23 protein-coding genes are annotated in these 20,590 nt (G+C 72.8%); 8 read left to right on the top strand and 15 right to left on the bottom strand.

Translation table 11 applies throughout. The annotated features are described in order from the left end of the window. Positions 1 to 4: 4 nt before the first annotated feature. Positions 5 to 1,237: an ROK family protein gene (locus KDL01_RS18440; protein WP_212529752.1), complete on the bottom strand. Its 1,233-nt coding sequence runs from the start codon at positions 1,235 to 1,237 to the stop codon at positions 5 to 7. Between the two features lie 87 nt (positions 1,238 to 1,324). Here KDL01_RS18440 and KDL01_RS18435 point away from each other — a divergent pair, with 87 nt between their 5' ends. From KDL01_RS18435 to KDL01_RS18420, 4 genes are all read left to right on the top strand, one after another. Next, entirely contained in the window at positions 1,325 to 1,588 is a 264-nt protein-coding gene (locus KDL01_RS18435) for a SemiSWEET family sugar transporter (protein ID WP_212529751.1), read from the top strand. Between the two features lie 131 nt (positions 1,589 to 1,719). Then, positions 1,720 to 2,046 carry a DUF3311 domain-containing protein gene (locus KDL01_RS18430; protein ID WP_212529750.1) on the top strand — a complete coding sequence of 109 codons (327 nt, stop codon included), beginning with the start codon at positions 1,720 to 1,722 and terminating at the stop codon, positions 2,044 to 2,046. Continuing rightward, positions 2,043 to 3,704, top strand: coding sequence for a monocarboxylate uptake permease MctP (gene mctP / locus KDL01_RS18425; RefSeq protein WP_212529749.1), 1,662 nt, complete (start codon positions 2,043 to 2,045; stop codon positions 3,702 to 3,704). The genes KDL01_RS18430 and mctP overlap by 4 nt, the downstream gene beginning before the upstream one ends. Before the next feature lie 122 nt (positions 3,705 to 3,826). Beyond that, positions 3,827 to 4,351, top strand: coding sequence for a GNAT family N-acetyltransferase (locus KDL01_RS18420; RefSeq protein ID WP_212529748.1), 525 nt, complete (start codon positions 3,827 to 3,829; stop codon positions 4,349 to 4,351). Between the two features lie 16 nt (positions 4,352 to 4,367). Here KDL01_RS18420 and bsaP read toward each other — a convergent pair whose 3' ends face one another. The 6 genes from bsaP to KDL01_RS18390 all read right to left on the bottom strand — a co-directional run bounded on the left by bsaP (position 4,368) and on the right by KDL01_RS18390 (position 10,194). Further along, entirely contained in the window at positions 4,368 to 4,610 is a 243-nt protein-coding gene (gene bsaP, locus KDL01_RS18415) for a biotin synthase auxiliary protein BsaP (RefSeq protein WP_212529747.1), read from the bottom strand. Positions 4,611 to 4,687: 77 nt separating this feature from the next. Continuing rightward, positions 4,688 to 6,151 (bottom strand): HD-GYP domain-containing protein, encoded by a 1,464-nt coding sequence (locus KDL01_RS18410; RefSeq protein ID WP_212529746.1) that lies wholly within the window; start codon positions 6,149 to 6,151, stop codon positions 4,688 to 4,690. Continuing rightward, positions 6,148 to 7,995: an HD-GYP domain-containing protein gene (locus KDL01_RS18405; protein WP_212529745.1), complete on the bottom strand. Its 1,848-nt coding sequence runs from the start codon at positions 7,993 to 7,995 to the stop codon at positions 6,148 to 6,150. The genes KDL01_RS18410 and KDL01_RS18405 overlap by 4 nt, the downstream gene beginning before the upstream one ends. Before the next feature lie 248 nt (positions 7,996 to 8,243). Next, a complete protein-coding gene (gene rsrA, locus KDL01_RS18400) occupies positions 8,244 to 8,546 on the bottom strand; it encodes a mycothiol system anti-sigma-R factor (protein WP_212529744.1) in 303 nt (100 codons plus the stop codon). Further along, positions 8,543 to 9,316 (bottom strand): sigma-70 family RNA polymerase sigma factor, encoded by a 774-nt coding sequence (locus KDL01_RS18395; protein WP_368861597.1) that lies wholly within the window; start codon positions 9,314 to 9,316, stop codon positions 8,543 to 8,545. The genes rsrA and KDL01_RS18395 overlap by 4 nt, the downstream gene beginning before the upstream one ends. Positions 9,317 to 9,429: 113 nt before the next feature. After that, entirely contained in the window at positions 9,430 to 10,194 is a 765-nt protein-coding gene (locus KDL01_RS18390; RefSeq protein ID WP_212529743.1) for an SOS response-associated peptidase, read from the bottom strand. A 31-nt stretch (positions 10,195 to 10,225) separates the two neighbouring features. Here KDL01_RS18390 and aroA point away from each other — a divergent pair, with 31 nt between their 5' ends. Then, a complete protein-coding gene (aroA, locus tag KDL01_RS18385) occupies positions 10,226 to 11,524 on the top strand; it encodes a 3-phosphoshikimate 1-carboxyvinyltransferase (protein ID WP_212529742.1) in 1,299 nt (432 codons plus the stop codon). Between the two features lie 10 nt (positions 11,525 to 11,534). Further along, positions 11,535 to 12,710 carry a GTPase RsgA gene (rsgA, locus tag KDL01_RS18380; RefSeq protein WP_212529741.1) on the top strand — a complete coding sequence of 392 codons (1,176 nt, stop codon included), beginning with the start codon at positions 11,535 to 11,537 and terminating at the stop codon, positions 12,708 to 12,710. A gap of 63 nt (positions 12,711 to 12,773) precedes the next feature. On the opposite strand, the gene KDL01_RS18375 is transcribed toward rsgA, so the two are convergent. Both KDL01_RS18375 and KDL01_RS18370 read right to left on the bottom strand, forming a co-directional pair. Further along, entirely contained in the window at positions 12,774 to 13,385 is a 612-nt protein-coding gene (locus tag KDL01_RS18375; protein WP_212529740.1) for a GNAT family N-acetyltransferase, read from the bottom strand. Beyond that, positions 13,382 to 13,864 (bottom strand): nitroreductase family deazaflavin-dependent oxidoreductase, encoded by a 483-nt coding sequence (locus KDL01_RS18370; RefSeq protein ID WP_212529739.1) that lies wholly within the window; start codon positions 13,862 to 13,864, stop codon positions 13,382 to 13,384. Before KDL01_RS18370 ends, KDL01_RS18375 begins: the two co-directional genes overlap by 4 nt. A 151-nt stretch (positions 13,865 to 14,015) precedes the next feature. Here KDL01_RS18370 and KDL01_RS18365 point away from each other — a divergent pair, with 151 nt between their 5' ends. After that, positions 14,016 to 14,636: a DUF3887 domain-containing protein gene (locus tag KDL01_RS18365; RefSeq protein WP_212529738.1), complete on the top strand. Its 621-nt coding sequence runs from the start codon at positions 14,016 to 14,018 to the stop codon at positions 14,634 to 14,636. A gap of 19 nt (positions 14,637 to 14,655) precedes the next feature. On the opposite strand, the gene KDL01_RS18360 is transcribed toward KDL01_RS18365, so the two are convergent. Beyond that, entirely contained in the window at positions 14,656 to 15,420 is a 765-nt protein-coding gene (locus tag KDL01_RS18360) for an SDR family NAD(P)-dependent oxidoreductase (protein WP_212529737.1), read from the bottom strand. A gap of 177 nt (positions 15,421 to 15,597) precedes the next feature. Between KDL01_RS18360 and KDL01_RS18355 the strand changes: the two genes are divergently transcribed. Continuing rightward, positions 15,598 to 16,779, top strand: coding sequence for a globin domain-containing protein (locus KDL01_RS18355; protein WP_212529736.1), 1,182 nt, complete (start codon positions 15,598 to 15,600; stop codon positions 16,777 to 16,779). Between the two features lie 29 nt (positions 16,780 to 16,808). Here KDL01_RS18355 and KDL01_RS18350 read toward each other — a convergent pair whose 3' ends face one another. The 5 genes from KDL01_RS18350 to paaA are packed head-to-tail and all read right to left on the bottom strand — an operon-like array spanning position 16,809 to position 20,413. Then, on the bottom strand, positions 16,809 to 17,891 hold the full coding sequence (locus KDL01_RS18350; protein WP_212529735.1) for a 2Fe-2S iron-sulfur cluster-binding protein: 1,083 nt from the start codon (positions 17,889 to 17,891) through the stop codon (positions 16,809 to 16,811). Then, positions 17,888 to 18,391, bottom strand: coding sequence for a 1,2-phenylacetyl-CoA epoxidase subunit PaaD (paaD, locus tag KDL01_RS18345; RefSeq protein ID WP_212529734.1), 504 nt, complete (start codon positions 18,389 to 18,391; stop codon positions 17,888 to 17,890). Before paaD ends, KDL01_RS18350 begins: the two co-directional genes overlap by 4 nt. Next, on the bottom strand, positions 18,388 to 19,173 hold the full coding sequence (gene paaC / locus KDL01_RS18340; protein ID WP_307846399.1) for a 1,2-phenylacetyl-CoA epoxidase subunit PaaC: 786 nt from the start codon (positions 19,171 to 19,173) through the stop codon (positions 18,388 to 18,390). The genes paaD and paaC overlap by 4 nt, the downstream gene beginning before the upstream one ends. Continuing rightward, a complete protein-coding gene (paaB, locus tag KDL01_RS18335) occupies positions 19,170 to 19,457 on the bottom strand; it encodes a 1,2-phenylacetyl-CoA epoxidase subunit PaaB (protein ID WP_212529733.1) in 288 nt (95 codons plus the stop codon). The genes paaC and paaB overlap by 4 nt, the downstream gene beginning before the upstream one ends. After that, positions 19,454 to 20,413, bottom strand: a complete 960-nt coding sequence (gene paaA / locus KDL01_RS18330; protein ID WP_212529732.1) for a 1,2-phenylacetyl-CoA epoxidase subunit PaaA — start codon at positions 20,411 to 20,413, stop codon at positions 19,454 to 19,456. The genes paaB and paaA overlap by 4 nt, the downstream gene beginning before the upstream one ends. Positions 20,414 to 20,590 lie beyond the last annotated feature (177 nt).

Genomic DNA, 20,590 nt, shown 5'->3' with positions numbered 1-20,590 from the left:
CCGGTCACGAGGCGGCGCTCGCCTCCGACCACTCGCCGCGCGCCTGGAGCACCGGCTCGAGCGCGAGTTCGGCCGCGCCGAGCAGGGCGCCGGAGTCGAGGGCGGCCACCTCCACCGGGACCGGGACGGCGCGTTCGAGGAACGAACGCTCCCTCAGCTCGGTCGTGATCCTGGTGCGGCCGAGCGCAAGCAGCTTCGCGAGCAGCCCGCCGAGCACGATGCGGTCCGGGTCGAGCAGGTTGACCAGCCCGGCCAGCCCCACGCCGAGGCGGGTGGCGACCTCGTCGACGGCCGCGAGGGCGGTCGGGTCGCCGCGCTCGGCGGCCTCCATCAGCACTCTGGCGCGGTAGCCGATGCCGGTGACCGGGGTGTCCGGGAGGTACGCGGCCCGCATCAGCGCCCTGGTGTCGGCCACGAGTTCCAGGCAGCCGCGGGAGCCGCAGGAGCAGCGCGGTCCGTCCGGGTCGGCGCTGGTGTGGCCCACCTCCATCGCGTAGCCGCGCGCCCCGCCGAAGACCGAGCCCTCGGTCACCAGCGCGCCGCCGATGCCGATGTGCTCGGTGGTGACGTAGAGCAGCTGCCGGGCGCCCTGGCCGGCGCCGTGCCGGTGTTCGGCGAGCGCGGCGAGGTTGGCGTCGTTGCCGACGTGGACCGGCCACGCCGCGTCGAGCCCCTCGCGCACCAGGTCGCGCGCGGGCACGCCGGTCCACTCCAGGTGGCGGGGCTGGAGCGCGTAGCCGTCCTCGCTGCGCACCGGCGAGGGCATCGACACCCCGACCCCGGCGACCGGCCGGCCGGCCTCGCGCCCGAGCATCCGCAGCAGTCTGCCGATCCGCAGGAAGATCGAGGCGACGTCGGGCCGCGCCTCCACCGGCTCGCGCTCCACCCGCAGCACCCGGCCGCCGAGTTCGACCACGGCGACGTCGAGGGTGTCCACGCGCAGGTGCACGCTGAGCGCGACCGGCGAGCTCGGGGCCACCTCGACCAGGTGCGAGGGCCGGCCCGGGCCGGTGCCGGACCGGGCGCCCGGACGGTCGTCGATGCGCACCAGGCCACGCCCGACGAGCTCGGTCAGGGCATACCCGGCGGCGGAGCGGCCGCAGCCGAGCTGCGCGGTCAGTTCCGCCCGGGTGGCCGAGCCGCCGGACAGGTGCAGCAGGGCCAGCATCCGGGTGGAGTTGTTGGCCGAATCGTCGCCGTTCGTACCGACGCGCGGACTGGACACGGAAGGGGTCACCCCACGATTATGTATTTGTACAGCGTTTGCACAAAGCCTGTCCGTCCACAGCGGCACGCAACGTGCCGACCGAGGGGGTTTCTCACCGTGTCCCACGCGACGCTCATCGGCCTCGTCGCCGGAGCTCTCACCACCCTGTCCTGGCTGCCGCAGGTCCTGCGCGCCTTCCGGACCCACTCCACCGGGGACTTCTCCTGGGGCTGGTTCGCCATGTTCGGCACCGGCGTCGCCATCTGGCTGATCTACGGCCTGGTCGGGGACGCGCCCGCGGTGGCCGCCACCAACGCGCTGACCTTCCTGCTCGTGCTCGGCCTGTGCGCGCTGAAGGTCAGGCACGGTCGCAAGGTGTAAGGGCTCGAATCAGTTCCACTTCGGCAGTATTCGAGACCGAATCGAAATGTACCGGGTCCGTCACAACCGGATCGCACGCAACTACCCTCCATGGCAATGCCATCTGTGACATAGCTCTCATGGAGGTGCCCATGTCCGGGGGGTCGACCCCGTACAAGATGATCAGCCCACTGCGGCTGGTCGCGACGTTCTGCGTGCTGGCGCCGATGGTGGCGGTGATCGCGGTACCCACCTACAACTCCGCGACGCCCGAGCTCGGCGGGTTTCCGTTCTATTACTGGTATCAGCTGCTGCTGGTGGTGCTCACCGGCGTGCTCATGGTCGCCGCGTTCTGGGCGATCAGGATCGACGAGGGCAGGCGGCGGCAGGCCCGCGCGGCCGACGGGCCGTCAGCCGCCGGTACCCTCGCCCTCGATCAGAGCGCCGACGACGGCGACACGCGGGAGGGCGGCGCATGAGCCCGCACACTCCCCTCGCCGCCGGCTCCACCGGCACCGGCGTGCACGGCGTCGAACTCACCGTCGTGATCGTGCTGTTCGTCCTCGTCGCCGGGCTCGGCTTCCAGGCCGCCCGCTGGCGCCGCTCGGGCGACGCCGCCGCCGGCAAGTCCCTGCACGAGTGGGGACTCGGCGGCCGCTCCTTCGGCGGCTTCATCACCTGGTTCCTCATCGGCGGGGATTTGTACACCGCCTATACATTCATCGCGGTACCCGCCTCGCTGTTCGCCACCGGCGCGCTGGGCTTCTTCGCGGTGGGCTACACGATCCTGGTCTGGCCGCTGGTGTTCGTCTTCCTGCCGCGGCTGTGGTCGGTCTCGCGCAAGCACGGCTACGTCACCCCGGCCGACTTCGTCAAGGGCCGGCACGGCTCGCGCGGCCTGTCCCTGGCCATCGCGATCACCGGCATCGTCGCCACCATGCCGTACATCGCGCTGCAGCTCGTCGGCATCCAGTCCGTGCTCTACGTCATGGGCGTGGGCTCAAGCGGCTCCTCCTGGGCGCAGGACCTGCCGCTGTTCATCGCGTTCCTGATCCTGGCCGCGTTCACCTACACCTCCGGCCTGCGCGCCCCGGCCATGATCGCCTTCGTCAAGGACCTGCTGATCTACGTCACGATCCTGGTCGCGGTGATCTACATCCCGATGCGGCTCGGCGGCTGGACGCACATCTTCAGTGCGGCCGGCACCCGGCTGAGCACACCGAACCCGACCACGCACCTGCCGGCCGGCTCCCTGCTGCTCTCGCACGCGAACACGATGCCCTTCGCCACGCTCGCGATCGGTTCGGCGATGGCCCTGTTCATGTACCCGCACGCGCAGATCGGCGTGCTGTCCACGAAGGCGCGCAGCACGGTGCGGCGCAACGTCTCCGCGCTCACCGTCTACTCGCTGATGCTCGGCTTCGTCGCGCTGCTCGGCTACATGGCCATCGCCGCCGGCTTCACCACCAAGAGCCTGGGCAACAACGCCCAGCACGCCGTCCCGGCCCTGTTCGATGCGATGTTCCCGTCCTGGTTCGCCGGGATCGCGCTGTCCGCGATCGTCATCGGCGCCCTGGTGCCGGCCGCGATCATGTCGATCGCGGCGGCGAACCTGTTCACCCGGAACGTCTACGTGGACTTCATCAAGCCCGACGCCACGCCGCACCAGCAGACCACCGTGTCCCAGTGGGTCTCGCTGCTGGTGAAGTTCGGCGCGCTCGCCTTCGTCCTCGGTCTGGACGCGACCAGCGCGATCAACTTCCAGCTGCTCGGCGGCGTGCTCATCCTGCAGACCTTCCCGGCGATCGTCGGGGGCCTGTACACCCGCTACTTCCACCGCTGGGCCCTGCTGGCCGGCTGGGCGGGCGGCATCGGCTACGGCGCCGTCGTGGCCTGGCAGCAGTCCTCGGCCACCCAGCACCACTTCGCCTCGCAGGTGGCGCTGATCCCGTGGACGCATCAGAAGGCGTACATCGCCGTCACCGCGCTGGTGGTCAACCTGGTGGTGCTGGTGGTGGCGAACTTCGTGCTCAAGGCGGTCAAGGCCCCGCCCGGCGTGGACTCGACCTCGGCCGCCGACTACGACCACGAGGCGGAGCACGCCGAACCGCTGAGCGTGATAGCTCCCGCGGCCTGAGCCCGGCGCCAGGCCCGCACCGACCCGTCCGCAACGCGCCGCGCATACCGTCGGCCCGGACCGCACCCGCCCACCGCGGGCCCGGTCCGGGCGGGCGGTGCGGGGCATTTAGGATCATGAGCATGGATCTGCTGGTGCGCGAGGCGCGCGAAGACGAACTCGACCGGATCGGCGAGGTGACCGCCGAGGTCTACGGCGGCGAGGGGCTGGCCGGCCCCGAGTACCTGCTGGTGCTGCGCGACGCCCGCGCCCGCTGGGCCTCGCCCGCCACCACGCTGCTGGTGGCCATGGACGACGGGACCGACGACATCCTCGGCACGGTCGTGCTGGCCGAGCCCGGCTCGCCCTGGCAGGACGTGGCCGAGGACGGCGAGGTGGAGTTCCGGATGCTCGCCACCGTGCCCGCCGCCCGCGGCCGCGGCGTCGGCGAGTCGCTGGTGCGCCGCTGCATCGAGCGGGCCAGGTCGGCCGGGGCCTCGCGTCTCGTGCTGTCCACCGGGCCCGAGATGACCACGGCGCACCGGCTCTACGAGCGGCTCGGCTTCGTCCGCGTGCCCGAGCGCGACTGGCGTCCCCGGCCGGAGATGACCGAGATGCTGCGCGCGTACATGCTGCCGCTGCAGGACCAGGGCCAGAGCCGGAGCTGAGGCCGGGGTCCGGAACTCAGGCCGCGTCCGGCGCCGCGAGCTCCCCGTGCGCGGAGCAGCGGGCGAGGTAGCCGGTCGGCAGCACCTGCACGATCAGACGCCTACGGCACTCGGGGCAGTACCGGGGCGGCTCGAGTTCGAGCTGCGCTTCGCAGCGCCGATGCGGGGCGCTCAGCTCCTCGCCGCAGTGGCCGCAGTAACCGCCGGCGGGTCGGCCGGACTCGTTCGCCGCCGTCTGCGCCAGGACCACTTCGCTCATAGCCGAACAGTACCAACTTCGCCGAAACCGGCAGCTCGACACTGGAAGCCCGGCACGGAAGCCCGGCACCGGAAGCCTCAGAAGGTGCGCACCAGCCTGGCCAGCGCGGCGACGGCCTGCGGGTCGTAGAGGCCGCCGTCGCCGAGGCGGATGCGGGCCAGCGCGGCGATGTGCGCGCCGGGGCCCGGTTCGGCGTTGCACAGGTCCTCGAAGTCGTTGGCCACGCGCAGGACGGCGGCCGCGCGCGCCTCGTCCGCCGCGCCCCCGCTCGGCGCCTGCTGCTGCTCGGCCGCGTAGGGCAGGCACTGTGCCTGGACGAGCCGGGCCACCCGGTCGAGCACGCCCGTCTCGCACACCACCTCCGCGCCGCGCGCCGCGACTTCGGCGACCACGGCGGGGGCCGCGGAGACCGTCGCTCCCCCCGGCAGCGGGTCGGCGAGCGAGAGCTGGCCGAGGTCGTGCAGCAGCGCGGCGTATTCGAGGTCGAGCAGTTCCGACTCGCTCATGCCGAGATCCCGGCCGATCGCGAGGGCGAGCCGGCATACGCGGCGCGCGTGGCCGGGCTCGGTGTACCCGGCGAGGTCCGTGATCCGCGACAGGGCTCGGATGGTCTGCTGGTAGGTGGCCCGGATCGCCGCGTAGCGACGCAGCGCGCGCTGCATCACCAGGATCGGCGCGGCCGCGATCGGCAGCACCCACAGGCCCAGCGGGTCAGCCGCCAGGGCCAGGGCCACCGCGAGCGCGGCCACGGCCGGGCAGATCCGGGCGGTCGCGGTGCACTCACGCACCCACACCAGCAGGAACCGGCTCAGTTTCCGGGGGAAGCCGCCGCGCTCGGACGCCGATTCGGACGCCGACACCGAAGCCGCCGCGGACGCCGTGATCGTCGCAGCACCTGTATCCGCCGCCGCGCCCGCCGCCGGGTCCTGCCCCGGCTCCCGCTCCGTCCCCGGCGCGGCCTGCGCCGGCACCGCCCATGCCGCAGGCGCCTGATACGCGGCGGGCAGCGGGGGCGAGGTGGTCGCGGCGAACACCGCGGCCCAGCCGGAATCGAGCAGCAGGCCCATACAGGCCAGCGCGCTGAACAGGAGCAGGAACTCCTGGTGCGAGGCGTCGCCCACCTGGGCGTAGAGCACCGTCCGCGCGATGCAGGCGACGAAGCCGGTCACCCCGACCCGCCGGATCAGGTACCCGACGTGCGGCGGCCGGCCGGCCAGGGTCTGCGGCAGCGATCCGACCGCCGCCGCGACCGCGACCACGACGACCACCTGGGACGCGCTCCACTGCGCCGGGTGGCCGCCGATCCGGTCGGTCAGCGCGTAGCCGAGGGACACCGTGGCCGCCAGCGGCGCGTTGTCGCGCCCGCCCGGCAGCGTGATCCGCATCGCCTCGCCCAGCGCTATCACCGCCCCGAACACGAGCGCGATCTCGATCTGGACCGGGCCGTCCACGCACAGCCGGGCCACCGCGGCCAAGACGCCGAGGACGACCGTGACCGCGGCAACCGCATGGATGCGCGAGGACGGCCGCAGCGCTCTCATCGGGACTCCCGCGGGTCCGCCGCCGTCTCGGCCGGGTCGAGTACGTCGAGGTCGTGGCCGGTCTGCGTGGGCAGGCTGAGGCCGGACGCGCGCACCGCGGCGTCCTGCGCCTCCTCGTCCACCGCGCCGGAGACGCCCGTCGTCCCGACCACACCCGCCGCGCCCGGAACCGCGGCCACACCGGCCCCGACCGTCCCGAACACCCCAGGCGAGACAATGTTCGAATGACCGTTCCGGCCGATTTCGAACGCCTCCGCGGGAGCTCCGGAGAGCCGTTCTAAATCTGTACTCGAATTCGCCGAGGAGACCTGTTCCGTCGCCGAACGGACCGGGCCGGCCGCAGCGGAGCCGGCCCGCCGACGGGCGGACGGGGCGACACAGCCGGCGTCGTCCTCGTCCCCGGCCTCGGGGCTCAGCAACGCCGCCTCGGCCTCGGACTCGCCCGAACCGTGCGCAGGCCCGGCCGGTCGGCTCGGGCCCTGATACTCCAGGTCGTCGTGGTCGAATTCGGCCACCACCGCGCCGGGCGGCAGCGCGGCGGCCGTGACCGGCGGCTCCCCCGGCTCCGCGCCCGAGCCGTCCCCGCGCCAGACCCGGCCGGCCGCGGCGGCCTTGGCCAGGGCGCTGATGATGGCGTCCACGAAGGAGGGGTCGAGCTGCGTGCCGGAGCAGGCGCGCAGTTCGGCCAGCGCCTCCTCGACGCTGCGGGCCTGCCGGTAGGACCGGGTCGAGGTCATCGCGTCGAACGCGTCGGCCACGGCGATGATCCGGGCGAACGGCGGAATCGCCTCGCCGCGCAGCCCTTTCGGGTAGCCGCTGCCGTCCATGCGCTCGTGGTGGTAGAGGATCGCGCTGTAGGCCTCGTCCAGGAAGGCGATCTCGCCCACCACCGCGACCCCGCGCGCCGGGTGCAGCCGGATCTCGCGGAACTCCGCCTCGTCCAGCGGGCCGGTCTTGCGCAGCAGCCGCGTCGGCACGCCGAGTTTGCCCACGTCGTGCAGGGTCGCGGCGTAGCGCAGCACCTCGACCCGCTCCGGCGGCAGCCGCAGCTCGGCCGCGATCATGCCGGTGAGCCTGGCCACCCGCTCGCTGTGGCCGCGGGTGTAGAGGTCCTTGATCTCGACCGCCTGGACCAGCGTCCTGATGATCGAGTCGTGCGCGGCGCGCTGCTCCTCGGCCTGGACCGTGGCCCAGCGGGTGACCACCACGGGACCGAGCAGCACGAGCGCGGCCAGCGCGTCGTAGGAGTCGCTCCAGAGCACGGCGGTGAGCAGCCCGACACCGGCGTAGGCGACGTTGCGCGGGAAGGCGTTGAGTACCACTTCCCGCACCGCCAGAGCCCGGTCCCGGCCGGTCGCCGTCACCAGATAGGTCTCCACCAGGATCGCCGGAACCGCGCTGACCGCGGCCATGGCCAGCGCTATCGGCAGCAGGACGGCGGGGAACTGAGAGGCGGTCAGGGCGCGGCAGCCGTGCACCCCGGTGTAGAGCTCGCCGCCCGCCGCGGCGGCGAGGAACGCGACCGCGCAGGCGAAGGCCACCCGGAGCGGGTCGGCCCGACGCAACACCATGAACAGGGACGCGGTGGCGCCCACCAGCGCGGCGGCGCCGGGCGGCAGCAGCACGACCGAGGCCAGCAGCACCGAGACCATCGCCGGGCCGGCCGGGCTCTCCCGCAGCAGCGGCAGCCGGACCGTGAGCACCAGCACGACCAGCAGCGAGAGCAGGATGACGAAGGGGGCCCGGGGCACCGCGTGCCAGTGCGTGCGCGGCAGGATGAACGCGGCCGTGAGCGCCGCCGCGGCCAGCACGGCGGCGCAGAGGTACCGGGCTCGTTGGGGCATCGGGTCATCCTCGCCAGCCCCATCGGTCCCTCCGATCGGACTACCGGCTAAGCGTACTGAGCCGGGGCCTCGAGAGGGGGCGGAGAAGGAAGGAATTCATTTCTTCGGGCGAACCCGCGAGTGCCCAGGTGGGCCGGTACTGACGGGGCGTCACATCCTCGTCACGCGAGGGTCACGAGTCGGGCGTCACCGCCGGCGTGGGCCACGCCGCGAAGCTTGGCGACCCCGCGGGCCCCACCGCGGGGCAGTCAGCCGGCGGTCGTCGACGCGGGCTCGCCGCGGTCGTCGGCCGGGGCGGCCACGCCCTCCTGTACCTGACGGATCTTCGAGAGCACCTTGGCGCGCAGGTCCTCCGGCGCGGTCTCGCAGCAGCAGCGCTGCACCAGAGCCTTCACCGCCTGCTCGAGGCCGTACTCGGCCAGACAGGGGGTGCACTCGTCCAAGTGCTGCTTGACGGTGGCCAGGTCGTCGGCCGCCATCTCGTGGTCGATGTACTCGTAGACGTGCTCGAGCACCGAAGCACAGTCGTCATGCGGGTGCCCGCAGCTCATGACACGGCCTCCTTGTCCTTGCCACTACCCGACGACGAATCGGCCGCCGAGCCGAATCCCCGCTGCTTCGCGTAGTCGCCCAGCAGGTCCCGCAGCTGACGACGACCGCGGTGCAACCGGGACATCACCGTGCCGATGGGTGTACCCATGATGTCCGCGATCTCCTTGTACGGGAAGCCCTCGACGTCGGCGAGATACACCGCCATCCGGAAATCCTCGCCGATCGACTGCAGCGCCTCCTTGACGTCCGAGTCCGGCAGGTGGTCGAGCGCCTCGACCTCGGCCGAGCGAAGCCCGGTGGAGGAGTGCGACTCGGCCCGGTGCAGCTGCCAGTCCTCGATCTCGTCGGTGCCCGCGGACAGCGGCTCGCGCTGCTTCTTGCGGTACCCGTTGATGAAGGTGTTCGTCAGGATGCGATACATCCAGGCTTTGAGATTGGTGCCGGGCCTGAACTGGTGGAAGGAGGCGTACGCCTTCGCGTAGGTCTCCTGCACCAGGTCCTCGGCGTCCGCGGGGTTGCGGGTCATCCGCAGGGCGGCCGAGTACAGGGCGTCCAGGAACGGCATGGCGTCGTGCTCGAACCGCGCGTCGCGCTCGGCCGGGGACTCGTCCCCCTCCGACGCGGCGGCGAGGGCCTCGTCCTGCGCCTCGGCGGGCTCTGGTTCGAGCTCCTCCGGTACGCGGTGCTCGTGGTCCGCGTCAGTGCCCACGCTGGTTCCAACCTCCGTGTCCGGGCCCGCGCCCCGGCGCTGCCAACCGACGCCGACCAGCCGGACCCCACCCGACAATAGCCGCTGTGGGGTCGGATCAACGACTCGAGGCGCCAAGACGAACACGTCGGGCGAAGTCACGGGGTTTCTGGTGAGCAATCCGGTCACGTGCACTAGAACAGCGGCACTACCCCGCTTATTTCCGCCTCGAGCGCGCCCACGGCGGGCAGCGCACCGGCGTCCACCGGCCCGGCCTGGTGCGGCAGTGCGGCGATCAGGGCCGGACCGTTGTTGCGCACGTTGCCGACCTCGGGCCCGACCATCCGGGCGGTCCAGGCCGGCGCGGTGTCCAGATCGAGCAGCGAACGCGCCTGGTCGGCGTCGCGCAGCTCCGGGTCGAGCCACAGCTCGATCCGGTCCCTGGCGACGGTCAGCGGCATCCGGTCGTGGATCGCGGCGAGTTCCTCGCCCAGGGCGGGACCGGTCAGGATCGAGGCGCTCCACAGCACCCGGCCCTCGGCGTCCTTCCAGCTCTCGTAGAGCCCGGCGAAGGCGAGCTGCGCGCCGTCGGCCGCATGGATGAACATCGGCTGCTTGGACTTGCCCTCGCCCTTACGCCATTCGTAGTAACCGTCGGCGGGCAGCACGCAGCGCCGGCGGACGAAGGCGCTGCGGAACATCGGCTTCTCGGCGGCGGTCTCGATCCTGGCGTTGAACGCGCGCACGCCGATGCCGGGATCCTTGGCCCAGTACGGCACCAGGCCCCAGCGGGCCAGGTCAAGCCGCCGGGCGCCCTCGTCCTGGCCGCGCTGCCAGAGCACCGGGACCGAGGCGGTCGGGGCGAGGTTGTAGTGCGCGGCGAACGCGCCCTCGGCCGTGGCCCCGAAATCCAGCGCCATCTGCTGAAACGGCGTGGCTACCACGTATCTCCCGCACATGCGCTCCATCATCCCCCGATAGGCTTGGTCTATGAGCCGCGATGAGCTGTGGGACGCACCGACCGTGACGGAGCCGGTCACCGCGCGCGTGAGCGTGCCCGGATCGAAGTCGGCGACGAACCGGGCGCTGGTGCTGGCCGCGCTGTCCGAGGAGCCGTGCGTGCTCTCCCGCCCGCTGCGCAGCCGGGACACGCTGCTGATGGCCGACGCGCTGCGGGCCCTGGGCGCCGGCATCGAGGACGGCCCCGACGGATCCTGGCAGGTCACCCCGGCCCGGCCGGTGCGCGGCGAGACCTCGGTGGACGTCGGCGCCTCGGGTACGGTGATGCGCTTCGTGCCCACCCTGGCCGCGCTGGCCGACGGCCCGGTCCACTTCGACGGCGACCCGCGCTCGCACGAGCGGCCGCTCGGCCCGCTGGTGGAGGCGCTGCGGGAGCTCGGCGCGCAGATCGAGGACACCGCGAACCCGGGCCACTTCCCGCTCACCGTGCGGGGCCGCGGCGCGCTGCTCGGCGGCGTGGTGGAGATCGACTCGGCCTCGTCCTCGCAGTTCGTCTCGGCGCTGCTGCTCTCCGGCGCCCGGTTCGAGCGCGGCGTGGACGTGCGCCACGTGGGCGGGCGGCTCCCGTCGCAGCCGTACATCGAGATGGCGGTGCAGATGGTGCGGGCCGCCGGGGTCGTCGTGGACGACTCGGAGCCCGAGCGCTGGCGGGTCCAGCCCGGCCCGATCCACGCCGTGTCCCAGACCATCGAGCCCGACCTGTCCAACGCGGCGCCGTTCCTGGCCGCCGCCCTGGTCGCCGGCGGCCGGGTGACCGTACCCGACTGGCCGCGGCACACCACCCAGCCGGGTGATCGGCTGCGCGAGATCTTCACTCTGATGGGTGCACGCTGCGAGCTGACCGACGAGGGCCTGAGCGTGACCGGCGACGGCACCATCCACGGCGTGGACCTGGACCTGGCCGACGAGTCCGAGCTCACCCCCACCATCGCCGCGCTGGCCGCGCTGGCCGACTCGCCCTCGCGGCTGCGCGGGATCGGCCACATCCGGCTGCACGAGACCGACCGGGTCGCGGCCCTGGCCAAGGAGATCAACGGCCTCGGCGGCGCGGTCACGGAACGGCCGGACGAACTGCTGATCGAGCCCGTGCCCCTGCACGGCGGGGTGTTCGAGAGCTACGAGGACCACCGGATGGCGACCGCGGGCGCCGTGCTCGGCCTCGCGGTGCCGGGGGTGCGGGTGGTGGACATCGCCACCACGGGCAAGACGTTGCCGGACTTCCCCGCCCGCTGGGCGGCCATGCTCGCCGGCACGGACTTCGGATGCTGAGGGCAGCCCGGTGGTAAGGCGCGGTCGGGACTTCGACGAGGACGACATCCGGGTGCGGGCCAACCCGCGCGGCTCGCGGCCGCGCACCAAGATCCGCCCCACCAGCGAGGACGCCGCCGACGCGATGGTGCTGGCGGTGGACCGCGGCCGGTACACCTGCCTGATCAGTTCGGGTGAACGCGCGGGCGCCGAGGTGACCGCGATGAAGGCCCGGGAGCTGGGCCGCAAGGGCGTCGTGGTCGGGGACCAGGTGTCCCTGGTCGGAGACCTGCGCGGCGGCCCCGACGCGCTCGCCCGGGTGGTCCGGGTCCAGCCCCGCCACCACGTGCTGCGCCGCACCGCCGACGACACCGACCCGGTCGAGCGCGTGATCGTGGCGAACGCGGACCAGCTGGTGATCGTCACGGCCCTGGCCGACCCGGAGCCGCGTCCCCGGATGATCGACCGCTGCCTCGTCGCGGCGCTCGAGGCGCACCTGCCCGCCGTACTGTGCCTGACGAAGGCCGACCTGGCCGACCCCACCCCGCTGGTCGAGGCCTACCGCCCGCTGGGCGTGGAGGTCGTGGTCACCCGCCAGGACGGCGACCTCGCCCCGCTGCGCCGCGTGCTGGCCGGCAAGATGTCGGTGCTGGTGGGCCACTCCGGCGTGGGCAAGTCCACCCTGGTCAATGCCCTGATTCCCGGCACGGACCGGGTGGTCGGCGTGGTCAACGACGTGACCGGCCGCGGCCGCCACACCTCCACCTCCGCGGTGGCCCTGCGGCTGCCCGCCATGGAGGTCGAGGCGCAGCTGGCGGCCCCGGTGCAGGCCGCGGTCGGAACCGTCGGCGCCGCTGACGCGGGTGACGCGGGCCGTCTCGGCGCGACCGTGCCCGAGGTGGATTTCGACCTGGACGACCCGGACGGCCTGGCCGATCTGGACGAGGACGCGCGCGACGGCGCCGAGGAGCTGCCCGGCGGCTGGGTGATCGACACCCCCGGCATCCGTTCGTTCGGCCTCGCGCACGTGGCGCCGAACGCGGTGGTCGACGCATTCCCCGAACTGGCCGCCATCACGGCCGAGTGCCCGCGCGGCTGCACTCACATGGCGGATGCGCCTGATTGTCTGCTCGACGAGTTCCCGGTCGACCCGGCCCGGCTGGACTCGCTGCGGCGCCTGCTCACCGCGCTGACCGCCGGGGACTGAGACCCGCGGGCCCGCGGGCCCGCGGGCACCGAGACGCCGCGCCGGGGCGCCCCCGACGCGGCGTCAGAAGTCCACCCGCATCACGACTCTGCGCTCGGTCGGCCGACTGACCTCGCGGAACCCGGCCGCGACGAAGATCTCCCGGCTGCCGACGTACAGCTCTCCCCAGCCGAATTCCTGGCCCGGCTTGATCACGATCGGATACCCCTCGAGCGCGCGGGCGCCGCGTTCCCGGGCGAAGTCGACGCAAGCCGCCGCAAGCGCCCGGCTGACGCCACGTCGGCGATAGCCCGCACGGGTGACGAAGCAGGTGACGGCCCAGACTCCCGGATCGTCCTTGTCCTCGGTACGGCCCGACCACGGAACGCGGCTGCCGCGCAGGCGCGGGTAGTTCACCCGCGGCTCCACCGCGCACCACCCCACCGGCTCACCGTCGAGGTAGGCGACGAGGCCGGTGGTCTCCTCGGCTTCGGGATGCCCGCAGTCGGTCTGCCCGCGCAGCCGCTGAGCCCGGTCCTCCACACTCACCTGCCGCCACTCGGACGCCGGGATCAGGAACCACTGGCACTGGCACCGATGCGCCTCGCCGCGCGGGCCGAAGACGGCCTGGAGCTCCTCCCACGACGCCTCGTTGGCCGGCACGATCTCGATCGCGGGCCCGGGCGGCGCGCTCACTCCCGCTCCAGGCGGAAGACCATGATCTCGCGGTCCGAGGTCTCGTGTACGCGGCGCACGTACTGATCGTAGGCGGGCCAGATCTCCAGCAGCAGCGACCACGCGGCGGCGCGTTCGGCGTCGTGCAGCTGACGGGACGTCACCGGGATGCGGCTGCCGTGCAGGTCCACCACGGCCTCCGGCTTGGCCAGCAGGTTCAGCGCCCAGCCGGGCTGGCGTTCCTGCCCCCAGTTGGATCCGGCGACGAGGAAGTCCGACCCCTGTGTCGCGTACGTCAGGGGCGTGATCCGCGCCTCCCCGGTCCGCCTGCCCACGGTCTCGAGCAGCAGCAACGGCATGCCCGCCGCGGCGGTCAGCGAGACGCGGCCGCGACTGAGGCGTTGCAGCAGAAGGTCGGCGCGCGGGAAGACGCGCCTGCCTATCGCTGCGAAGCCGGAGCTGCCGAGTAGACGGGTGGGAACGAGCCTGGTCAGACGCATCAGGCGAGTGTAGACCCGGCGCGTCGCGGGCGTCCCCGGCCGCCGGGCCGGTCTGCGGCGGGCCGGCTCCCCCGCGCCCCGAAGGCCCGGGCGTGGCGCGTCGTGCCCGCTCAGAGCCGGTGCGGGCGAGCCGAGGGGGTAGAACATTCTCATGCCGTCCGATGCCCGCTCAGACGATCACCAGTTCGCGCACGAACTCGCCGAGACCGCCACGGCACTGGCCGACGCGCTGCGGCAGGGCGGCCACGTTCCGGCCGAACTCGGCACCGTGCGGATCGCCGCGCGGCTGCGGAGCCTGTCCGACGCGGCGCTGCAGCACTGCGTGGAACGCGCGCGCACGGCCGGGCACACCTGGCAGGAGGTCGGCGACACCCTCGGCACCAGTCGGCAGGCCGCGTTCCAGCGCTTCGGACGCCCCGTCAACCCGCGCACCGGCGCCGTCATGACGGACCATCTGCTGCCCGACGCCGGCCGGCGCGCCCTCGAGGTGCTCGAGGCCTGGCAGGCCGGCCGGGACGGGGAGCTGATCGAGCAGTTCGACGAGACCATGCGGGCGCAGCTGCCGCCGGAGCGGCTGGCCCAGACCTGGCCGCAGCTGGCCGGCCTGGTCGGGGCGTACGAGAGCTGCGGCGACCCGATCGTGCGGCCGGTCGGCGAGTACACCGCCGTGGACATCCCGATGGAGTTCGAGGGCGGCCCGATGAAGGGGCGCGTCGTGTTCGACGAGACCGGCCGCATCTGCGGGCTCTTCGTGCTCAACCCGCAGATGTGACCGCGCCGCGCCGCGCGCGCTACCAGCGCTTCGACACGCTCCGCGAGACCTTCGTGGACAGCCGGCGCGGCACCAGCTTGCTGGCCCCGACCAGGATCTTGTACCGCGCGCTCGGCACGCTCACGGTCAGGCCCTTGCGCAGGTCCGCGATCGCGGCGTCGACCACGTCGGAGGCGTTGAGCCACATCCACTTCGGGATGTCGCCCTCGTCGATGCCCGCGCGCTCGTGGAACTCGGTGTGCGCGAAGCCCGGGCACAGCGCCATGCAGCGCACGTCGGTGTCGCCCAGCTCCGCCGCCACCGACTCGCTGAACGCCACGACCCAGGCCTTGGCCGCGCTGTAGGTGCCCCGCGGGACGAACGCCGCGACCGAGGCCACGTTGATGACCGAACCCTTGCCCCGCTCGACCATGCCCGGCAGCGCCGCGTGCGTCAGCCGCAGCACCGCCCGTACGTGCACGTCGAGCAGCCGCTCCTCCTCCTCCACGGTGCCGCGGCGGAACGAGGCGCCGAGCGCGAACCCGGCGTTGTTCACCAGGATGTCCACCGGCCGGCCCCGGTCGGCCAGCCGCTCCTCCACGGCCGCGCGGCCCTCGACCGTGGACAGGTCGGCGCTCAGTGTCTGCACGTCCGCGCCGGACTGCCGGCGCAGGCGCACCGCGCAGTCCTCCAGACGCTCGCGGTCGCGCGCGACCAGGACCAGGTCGTAGCCGAGGGTGGCGAACTTCTCGGCGAACGCGCTTCCGATGCCCGCCGTGCCGCCGGTGATGAGTGCGGTAGTCATGCGGCCGATCCTGGCATCCGCCACCGCGTCGGCCAAGAGGGCGCCGCGCCCGTCCGGGTCTGGCGTGGGGGCGGCGAATTAGCCCGAACGGACCACGCGTGGGCGCTCCATGACCTAGCGTGAGTAGCGCTCGTGCCGACGAGTGACCGTCCGGACCCGAGACCCAGGGGAGACTGCGTGACGACGCCCTTCGACCCGCGCCTGCTTCAGGAGTCGTTCGCGCTGGTCGAGGCCGAGGCGGACAAACTCGCCAGCCACTTCTACGCCCTGCTCTTCCTCGAGGACCCGGCGCTGCGCGACCTGTTCCCGCCGATGATGGACGCGCACCGGGACCGGCTCATCACGGCCCTGATCACCCTGGTGCACCGCGCGCACGACGTGGAGGGGATGGAGGAGTACGTCCGCCAGCTCGGCCGCGACCACCGCCGTTTCGGCGTGCGCCCCGAACACTACGCCGTGGTCGGCCAGTGCCTGCTCAGCACCCTGCGACGGTTCGCCGGGCCGCGCTGGACCGCCGAGATGGACGGATGCTGGTACGCCGCGTTCCACCAGGTGGCCGCGATCATGGTGGAGGCGGCGAACCAGGCGGCGCTGCAGTGCCCGCCCTGGTGGACCGCCCGCGTGGTCGGGCACCTGCGCCCCAACGGCTCGACCGCGGTGGTCACGCTCGAGCCGGACTCGCCCTACCCGTTCAAGGCCGGGCAGTACGCCTCGGTCGAGACGCTGCGCTGGCCGCGGGTGTGGCGCCCGTACTCGATAGCCAACGCGCCGGCCGGCGACGGACTGCTGCACCTGCACGTGAAGGCCATCGACGCGGGCTGGGTCTCCTCGGCGCTGGTGCACCACACCCGGGTGGGCGACGTGGTGCGGCTCGGCCCGCCGGTCGGATCCATGATCTGCGACCCGCGCTCGCAGCGCGACATCCTGCTCGTCGGCGGCGGCACCGGCCTCGCGCCCATGATCGCCCTGGCCGAGGAGCTCTCCCGCTGGAACGACCACCGCCGCATCCACCTGTACTTCGGCGTACGGCACATTGAGGACCTCTACGGCCTCGAGCGCCTCGCCGCCCTGGTCAAGCGCGACCCGCTGCTGCGCGTGGTCCCGGCCGTCTCCGAGGACCACCGCTTCCGCGGTGAGCGCGGCGCGCTGGCCGAGGTACTGGCCCAGCACGGGCCCGAGCACGACAACTGGACCCGGCACGACGCGTTCCTGGCCGGTTCCGGACCCATGGTGGCGGGCACGGTCAGGCAGCTGCTCGACCTCGGCGTGGACCAGCGCCGGATCCGCTTCGACTCCTTCGACCAGCAGAGCGAGGTGCTGCTCGACGTGCGGCGGCTCGCGCTGGCCCGCTCGAGCTGAGCGGGCGTCGATACCCGTCCACGCCTCACTCAGGCGTCGAAGTCCAGCTCAACCCGTTCCGCGGTGGGCATGGACTGGCAGGTCAGGACGAACCCGGCCGCCTTCTCCGCTTCTTCGAGCGCGTAGTCGTGCGTCATCTCCACACTGCCCGAGGTGACCTTCGCCCGGCAGGTGCCGCAGGCCCCCGCGGTGCAGGAATACGGGGCGTCAGGTCGGGCCCGCAGCACCGCGTCGAGCACACTCTGGTCGTCCGGACGCATCTCGCAGGCACTGGTCCGCCCGCCGAGCGTGACACTGAGCGCGGCCGCGGGCACGTCCTTGCGCTCCGCCTCCGGCAGCGGCGCGCGGCGCGGCCCCGACTCGAACAGCTCGAACCGCACCCGGTCGGCGCCCATCCCGGTCAGCACCTCGCGCGCGGACTCGACCATGCCGGTCGGTCCGCACAGGTAGTACGCGTCCTGCGGTCCCGCGTCGATCGCGGCCAGCAGCTCCGGCAGGCGCACCGGGTCGATCCGCCCGCTCAGCAGCGGAATCCCGCGGTCCTCGCGGGAGAGCACGTGCAGCAGGTTCAGCCGCGCGCCGTAACGGTCCTTCAGATCGGCCAGATCCTCCAGGAACATCACGTCGGCGGCTGTCCGGTTGCCGAAGACGATGCTCACCCGGCTGTCCCGGTCGTGGGCGAGCCGGTCGCCGAGGATCGCGTACACCGGCGTGATCCCGCTGCCGGCCACGATCGCGACGTGGTGGGTGCCCGGCTCGGGGTAGGCGTGGAAGCGCCCGGTCGGGGTGAGCGTGTCGAGCCGGTCGCCGACGGCCAGTTTGCGCACCGCGTAGTCGCCGAAGCCGCCCGGAACCGAGCGCTTGACCGCGATCTGCAGCGTGCTCGGCGCCTGCTCGGTCGGCGCGGCGCACAGTGAGTAGGAGCGTCGCAGCTCCCTGACCTCACCGTCGTCGCCCTCGGCGGGCACCGGGTACCGCACCGTGACGTGCTGGCCGGCCACGTAGCGGTACGCCTCGCCCAGCTCCGGCGGCACCTCGAGGACGATGCGCACCGCCTCGGGCGTGAACGGGTCGAGGGCGGCGACGCGCAGCGGATGGAACGCGAGACTCATGACCGCACCGCCGGGAAAGGCTCCCCGCAGGAGGAACAGCGCCGCAGCTCCTGGCACGGGCTCGCGCCGAACCGGCTCAGCAGCGCGGTCTCGATGCCGCCGCAGTGCGGGCAGCGCACCCCGAGGCTGAGCGGGGTGGACGAATGTGTTCCGGAGACGTGCATATCGGCGTTCTCTGTCAGGTGCGGCGGGGCGATGCCGACTTCGGCCAGCTTCTGCCGCCCCCGCTCGGTGATGGCGGCCGAAGTCCACGGCGGGTCGAGCCGCAGCTCGACCCCCTCGACCCGATAGCCCTGCGCGGTCAGCGCCTCGGCCACGTCCGTACGCATCGCCTCGATGGCCGGGCAGCCGAGGTAGGTGGGGGTGAGCGCGACGCGCACGCTCTCGCCCGGTCCGGTGGTGACCTCGCGCACGATCCCGAGATCCCCCAGCGTGACCCAGGGCATCTCCGGGTCGGGAACGCCCTCGACCAGTTCCCGCGCCGTCTTGGTGGCCGTCACCACGTCGCCCCCGGGTGCGCGCGGTGGACCGACTGCATCTCCGCGAGCAGGTAGCCCAGCGCCTCGGTGTGCAGCCCGGCGCGGCCGCCGGACGGGCGCCAGGTCCCGCTCGGCGCGGTGCCGAGGGTGGCCTGCGCGAGCACCGTGCCGACCTGCTCGCTCCACGGCCCGGCCAACGACTCGGGGTCGGGCACCAGGCCCTCGGCCGCGAGCGCGGCCACGTCCTCGTCCACGGCGAACAGTTCGGCCGTATACGGCCACAGCTCCGCCAGCGCGGCGGCCGCGCGGTCGTGGCTCTCTTCGGTACCGTCGCCGAGCCGAAGCGTCCAGCTCACCGCGTACTCGTGGTGATAGCCCACCTCGACCGCGGCCTTGGCGGCGAACGCGGCCAGCTCGCCGTCGGCGGACGCCGTGAGGCCCGCGTAGAGCAGCCGCTGGTAGGTGCTGAAGAAGAACAGCCGCAGGATCGTGTGCGCGAAGTCGCCGTTGGGCAGCTCGGCGAGCAGACTGTTGCGATACTCGCGGTCCACGCGCTGATAGGCCAGCTCGTCCTCGGACAGTCCGCTGGAACGCCCGGCGAAGCCGAGCAGGTGGCGCGCCTGCCCGAGCTGGTCGAGCGCGATGTTGGCGAGGGCGACCTCTTCCTCGAGGTCGGGCGCGTAGGTGAGCCACTCGCTCAGCCGGTGCGAGGAGATCAGCGCGTCGTCACCGAGGGCGAGCGCGTAGCCGTCCAGCGGCTTGAGCGTCTTGGTCAGCGCCGTCAGCGCCCGCGCGTTGCTCACAGCCCTCGCACCTCTTTCGGCAACTCATAGTAGGTCGGATACCGGTAGTCCTTGTCCCGGGCCGGGGTGAAATAGGGCTCTTTCTCCCCCGGGTCGCTCGCCGACACCGCGCCGGACGGCACCACCCAGATCGAGACCCCCTCGCCGCGCCGCGTGTACAGATCCCGCGCCCGCCGCAGCGCCACCTCGGCGTCCGGCGCGTGCAGCGATCCGACGTGCTGGTGGGAAAGTCCCCGGCGGGCGCGCACGAAAACCTCCCAGAGGTCGTAGAGGTCCCCGGTCATCGGTCCGTTCCTTCCGTGCCCCGCGCCGCGGGCGTCTGTCCGTGCTTGGCCTGGTACGCCGCCGCCGCGTCGCGCACCCACTGCCCATCCCGGTGCGCCTGCGTACGGCGCTCGATCCGCTGCCGGTTGCACGGCCCGTCCCCGTCGAGCACGGCCTTGAACTCGGCCCAGTCGATCTCGCCGTAGTCGTAGTGCCCCGTCTGCTCGTTCCAGCGCAGGTCGGCGTCGGGCAGCGTCAGCCCCAGGATCTCGGCCTGCGGCACGCACAGGTCCACGAACCGCTGGCGCAGCTCGTCGTTCGAGTGCCGCTTGATCTTCCATTCGGTCGACCGGCTCGAGTGCGTGGAGGTGGCGTCCGGCGGCCCGAACATCATCAGCGAGGGCCACCACCAGCGGTCCACCGCGTCCTGCGCCATCGCCCGCTGCCCCTCGGTGCCGCGCGCGAGCGTGTGCAGCGACTCGTAGCCCTGCCGCTGGTGGAAGGACTCCTCCTGGCAGATGCGGACCATGGCCCGGGCGTAGGGCCCGAAGGAGCAGCGGGTGAGCGGAATCTGGTTCACGATCGCCGCGCCGTCCACCAGCCACCCGATCGCGCCGACGTCGGCCCAGGTCAGAGTGGGGTAGTTGAAGATCGAGGAGTAGCGCTGGCGCCCGGTGTGCAGCGCGTCGAGCAGCTCCGTGCGCGAGACGCCCAGCGTCTCGGCCGCGGCGTAGAGGTAGAGCCCGTGCCCGGCCTCGTCCTGCACCTTGGCCAGCAGGATCGCCTTGCGCCGCAGCGAGGGCGCCCGGGTGAGCCAGTTGCCCTCCGGCTGCATGCCGATGATCTCCGAGTGCGCGTGCTGGGCGATCTGCCGGATCAACGTCGCGCGGTAGGCCTCAGGCATCTCGTCGCGCGGCTCGATCCGCTCGTCCGCCGCGAGCAGCGCGTCGAAGCGTGACTCGCTGATCGTGGTCATTCCGCCTCCTAGCCGACCGAACGTTCGGTTCTTAGTGTCCTCGCGCCGCGCTCCCCCGTCAATGCGACCACGAACACGCCCGATGCGTTGCCGATGTGCAGGCCGGCCTCGCGTACCCGGCGGGCCGCCTCGGCCAGCAGCACGATGCCGGCGGCGCCCTTCCACTCGGGCTGGTCG

Source organism: Actinospica durhamensis, assembly GCF_018139695.1.
GTDB lineage: Bacteria > Actinomycetota > Actinomycetes > Streptomycetales > Catenulisporaceae > Actinospica > Actinospica durhamensis.
The sequence above is the reverse complement of the archived record's forward strand: the minus strand, read 5'-3'. Positions and strand labels throughout refer to the sequence as shown.